Below are 4,796 nucleotides of genomic sequence, written 5' to 3'. Positions count from 1 at the left end.
GTGATTAAGGAACCTCGATCCTGTCTATCCCGCCATTTTTGATAATTGAGGAGATCAAATATTTTCTGGTATAGGCGATCCTTTTGCTTTTGATCCAATGAGAAGCGCCTGATACCGGGACCAGGCAACTGTTCTTTGGCGATAAACCGCAAATCCTCTTCGACATCGCCAAAACTCGGACTCAGAACCACAGGCCTGGACTTGAAGTAACCCAACAGAGCGACAAAGAAACAGCGGTGAGCCCGGCTACGGATAGCGTTGGCGACACGGGCTTCCATCTCATTCAGAGTAAAGTAAAATCGACGTTCTTCGAGGGTGAAACTGGGAGGGCTGTACAAATCATTGATTTCTGCGTCAATGAGGATCTGGAGCCTTTCGGTATATGCCATATCTGATGCCTAAAAAGCTCAGCATAATAACCGAAAGGGACAAGTTAAGGGCTAGGAGGAAGTTAATACCCCGCTGGAGGCCAGGAGCCACGGGGGCTGTAGAGGATTATGTCTTTTTAAGACGGAAAATCCCCAGGACCCCACATAAGTGGCGAGCATTTCAGCTTCTAATTGCACGTCTAAATCCTGTCTGAATTCACCTGTCGCCTTAGCCTGCTCGATAAAACCAGAAATTCCTGCCACCCAATCCTTTATCCAACGCGCCTGGGTCTCTTGTAAGGCCCGGGAATCTCTGGCTCGCTGCCAAAAGTCTCGCCAGACACAGAATTCTTTTTGCACGGTTTCGTTGATAGGTAAAGTTTGTAACAACAAGCCCTCCAGATCGTTCGGGTTAGCTTGTATCGCTTGTTCCAAACGCTCCTTGGTGGATTCGATCACTTGCTCTAATGCGGCCTGGAGTACATGATCTTTATTATCAAAATAATAATTGACCATGCCCTCTGTACAGCCCCCAGCTTCGGCAAACTTGATCATGGTCACCTTGTGAATACCGTATTTAGCGATGGCCTCTACCGCCCCTCGGGCAATCGCCGCGCGCCTTTCTTCATGGTCTACAATTTTTGGCATACTCGTTAATACCCAAACTCAATAACAACTCACTCAATGGCGACAGTATATTAGATATTGACCAATATTAATAAGCCGTGTAAAAACATTGATCAATATTTATAAAGAGGTGTTTATCGTGGCTAAGAAAGATAATCAAACAAGCAAGCAAGGCCTGAATCGACGCAGCATCTTAAAAAATGGTTTGGGAGCTCTCGGTGCTGTTGCCCTAACTGCAGGGGCCAATATCAGCGTTAATGCAGCGACTAATAAGGGCTCCACAGACACAGAAAGCGATAAATATGACTATGATGTCATTGTCATTGGTGGCGGTTTCGCTGGAGTTACCGCGGCTCGAGAACTTAGGCAAGCCGGGTTATCAGTATTGATATTAGAGGCCCGCAATCGCCTTGGCGGACGCACATTTACGGTAAAGCGCGATGGAAAACTGTTTGAGCTCGGTGGTGCCTGGGTTCACTCCACTCAACCTAACGTTTTTGCTGAGATTAATCGCTACAATTTACCATTAGTGGATTCCACCCCCGGAACGATTCCCAACTTACTGTGGTGGGACGGAGACGAAGCCCGCGATGCAGGCATGAGCGGTATCCCACCACTGATTAAAATGGCTGTCTGTGAGAACAATGCTCCCGAAAGTGAGCCATCCCCTCCGCTGGCTACCTATCAAGGCTTTGCCATTGCCAATGAACAGATGCACCAATTTCACGACGGCGCCACTCACTCCTTTCCTCTGCCCTACGATCCTTTCAGCACCGATAATTGGCATAACGCTGACACCCTATCGGTTCGCGATCGTCTCAATCAAATGGACCTGTCGCCTTCCTTGGCACCTATCATCGAGGGCCTCTTGGGTTCTGCCGTTCATGGGGATTTTGATCAAGCCAGCTATGTAGAAATGCAACGCTGGTGGTCCCTCGTTGGTAGTGATATTGCTCGTTACAGTGATAGCGTCTCTCGCTATAGTTTTAAACACGGTACGCGAAGCTTGATCGATGCAATGCTGGACGATGGTCGCCCCGACGTGGAACTGGGTACGCCAGTGAAGGAAGTTCATGACCTTGGAGATCACGTAAAAATAGTCACCAGTACAGGAAAAACATTCACTTGCCGGTCCACAATCAGCGCCGTCCCGATGAATGTACTATCCACGATTCAATTTTCACCTGCGTTGTCACCACAGAAAATAAAGGCATCCGAGGAAGGTCATGCTGGTTCAGGAGTAAAGTTTTACATTCGCATCCGACAGAATGTAGAGCCCACCTTTATGCTGGCGTCAGAGGAAGAGCCCATAAGCGCCATTATGACTATGGCCAGTCCAAAGGAAGGTACAATTTTTGTGGCATTTTCCACCGATCCGTCACAAATAGACCCCAACGACCACCAGCAAGTGCAGAAACTACTTCGCCGTTTTCTGCCGGACGTGGATGTGGTGGACACTCTGCATTATGACTGGCACCTCGATCCCTACTCTCAAGGCACCTGGTGCGTTCTGAAAAAGGGTCAGTTAAAAGATTCAATTCCCGCACTACGCGAACCTCAAGGCCGCGTGCATTTTGCCGGCGGTGATATTGATTTGGGCTGGCGTGGATTTATCGACGGTGCCATTGCAACGGGCAACCAAGTCGGCCAAAGTGTTGCGCGTCTTTTAAACGCACGTACGACACCAACGTATGACACAGAAAAACCGATAGCCGGTGTCAACGAAGACACTACCCTTGATCAATGCACCGTGTGTCATTCCACAGATACATCCGGAAAAGCAAGCGTAGGCCCCAATCTCAGAGGCAGATACGGACAACCCGCCGCTTCGGCCAATAACTTCAATTATTCATCTGGCTTATCAGAGAGCGACCTGACTTGGAACGAAGCCACTCTTGATCGTTTCTTGAAAGACCCAGCCGGCACCGTACCAGGCACTACTATGGGCTTTGGCGGGGTAAAAGACCCCAGTGAGAGGGCCGCAATCATTGAAGCTCTTCGAGCACTTAAATAGGGGTAACAAGTCGCTAGAGGATAATCACTGAGAAAATCCAACATCGTATGGACAAAGAATGAAGATAAAAAAATATCTGGCTTTTACTTATCTAGCAGCGTTACTCATGCCTGGCTTGGTGTATGCCAATGACAACGACGAGATATACCGGAAGCTGCTAAAAGCCGAATACAACAATCGTGTATTTGCTTATCTTTCCACTCAAATCATAGCCAAGAACCGAGTAGGCTCTCCCATGGGGGAGTTCTATCAAGCGTACTTTCAACTGGAAAAACTGAACAGAGGCCGTTACGAGCGCATGAAAAGTGAACTTAACTTGGACTACCAACCCAATCTGTTCACACGCACACGCGGAAAGTTAACCGGTTATGTCTCCTCGGTTATACCTATTACAGCGGGCATGCTTGTGGCTATCATACAGCCCTACATGGAAAAACTTGCCGCATTGAAAGAAGCGGCCCCGATAGAGCACGCTGAATTTTTTGCTTATGTAGTGGCACAAGAGAAGGCTCAACTTAAAACGGCACAGACAGCAGAAAACAAGGGATGGTCAGCAGGGGCTACGATTTTGAGAGAGTTTATCGAACATCAAAAATAGACTTCAAGTTTTCCCGCAATTAGAACCGGCACTCGAAGGGCTGTAAAAACGCGTAGGTTTTACAGCCCATTCTTCCGGAATCCCGCCCTATCACACCCAAATCAACGACTACTGACTTCCAGCACTGAAGATTCCGCAACCAAACGGTTGCCCACAATCCGAACCTGATCACCGTTTTCCCAGTGTTTATTGGGGGAACGTACGACAATTTCCTCACCGCTTTCTGTCGTCACTCGATACGCCTTGCCGCCAACACCCAGAGCTTCCTGAGTTTTATCACCCAGAATCCAGCCAAGACCAGCGCCAGCCAACGCACCTATGGGACCACCACTCGCAAAGCCACCGATCAGAAAACCAGAAACGCCTACTACGCTCTTGCCCGCAGTAGTATCCAGCGTCTCTCCCGTAAGGGGTTCTAGGGATTTTGCCGCCAAATATTGCAATTCGCTCTGTAGGCCTTGCTATTCCTAGGCTGTAGAGGTGCATTACTTTTCCAGGAACGGTATATATTCCTCAATCGGCGCCATCAGATACTCAATATCCAGCATTTCACTAGACTGATTGAACAGGTATTTACCCTTCAGATTGATGCTCTGCCATGCGACCGGAGATGCTCGCTTAATGGTCTCCGCTTGCTTGTCTTTGCCCTGATGCTCAAAGCTTTGCAGCAGGTTACTGAGAACTTTGGAGTTGAAGTAGATGATGGCATTGGCCATTAATCTAGCGCATTCATTCCACAGCTCGATCTCTTCATCGCTGTTACCACGGAATCGGTCACCATTCACCTGGCTAATCGCTCGGCGTAGCTGATGATAGGCTTCACCGCGGTTCAGTGCTTTTTGCACATGACTACGCAGCTCAGGGTCATCAATGTAGCTCAGCAAATATCGAGCTTTTACTAATCGGTTGTATTCGGTAAATGCTTCAAGTAAGGGGTGGTTACTTTTATAAGATGAAAGTTTTCGCACCAAGGTGGGGTCCTGGGGATTTTCCGTCTTAAAAAGACATAATACTACACAGCCCCCGTGGTTCCTGGTCTCCAGAGGGGTATTAACTTAGACATTTCCTCCAGTTTCGGTAATCGGCCGCATTATTTCCTCGATATCGATCAGGTTTTGTTCAAAGTCGAAGCTATAAGTCCCATTCAGATTAATGTTGTGCCAAGCCACCGGCGACACCTGCTTTGTAA

At 48.2% G+C, this 4,796-nt stretch carries 5 protein-coding genes and 1 pseudogene; 2 read left to right on the top strand and 4 right to left on the bottom strand.

Features of this window, described 5'->3' with window-relative positions:
• Both A3750_RS06755 and A3750_RS06750 read right to left on the bottom strand, forming a co-directional pair.
• On the bottom strand, nucleotides 1-389 hold a 389-nt coding region (locus tag A3750_RS06755; protein WP_156498465.1), incomplete at its 3' end, for a DUF4158 domain-containing protein.
• A gap of 51 nt (nucleotides 390-440) precedes the next feature.
• Nucleotides 441-1,016: a TetR/AcrR family transcriptional regulator gene (locus A3750_RS06750; RefSeq protein WP_068457621.1), complete on the bottom strand. Its 576-nt coding sequence runs from the start codon at nucleotides 1,014-1,016 to the stop codon at nucleotides 441-443.
• Nucleotides 1,017-1,134: 118 nt separating this feature from the next.
• Between A3750_RS06750 and A3750_RS06745 the strand changes: the two genes are divergently transcribed.
• Together A3750_RS06745 and A3750_RS06740 are read left to right on the top strand one after the other, a co-directional pair.
• Complete coding sequence (locus tag A3750_RS06745; RefSeq protein ID WP_068572245.1) at nucleotides 1,135-3,009, top strand: FAD-dependent oxidoreductase; 1,875 nt, start codon at nucleotides 1,135-1,137, stop codon at nucleotides 3,007-3,009.
• 58 nt (nucleotides 3,010-3,067) lie between these two features.
• A complete protein-coding gene (locus tag A3750_RS06740; RefSeq protein ID WP_068457548.1) occupies nucleotides 3,068-3,607 on the top strand; it encodes a hypothetical protein in 540 nt (179 codons plus the stop codon).
• Between the two features lie 101 nt (nucleotides 3,608-3,708).
• On the opposite strand, the gene A3750_RS06735 is transcribed toward A3750_RS06740, so the two are convergent.
• Together A3750_RS06735 and A3750_RS06730 are read right to left on the bottom strand one after the other, a co-directional pair.
• Entirely contained in the window at nucleotides 3,709-4,041 is a 333-nt protein-coding gene (locus tag A3750_RS06735) for a hypothetical protein (RefSeq protein ID WP_068457547.1), read from the bottom strand.
• A gap of 51 nt (nucleotides 4,042-4,092) precedes the next feature.
• Nucleotides 4,093-4,584, bottom strand: a pseudogene (locus tag A3750_RS06730) (Tn3 family transposase); the annotation flags it as partial.
• Between the last annotated feature and the right edge of the window lie 212 nt (nucleotides 4,585-4,796).

The organism is Oleiphilus sp. HI0079 (genome assembly GCF_001635105.1).
This window is presented reverse-complemented; position numbering and strand designations above follow the sequence as displayed.

Excerpts from the sequence above, each read along its gene's own strand:
- A3750_RS06750 (WP_068457621.1), bottom strand. The coding sequence starts at position 1,016 with ATGCCAAAAATTGTAGACCATGAAGAAAGGCGCGCGGCGATTGCCCGA.
- A3750_RS06740 (WP_068457548.1), top strand. The coding sequence starts at position 3,068 with ATGAAGATAAAAAAATATCTGGCTTTTACTTATCTAGCAGCGTTACTC.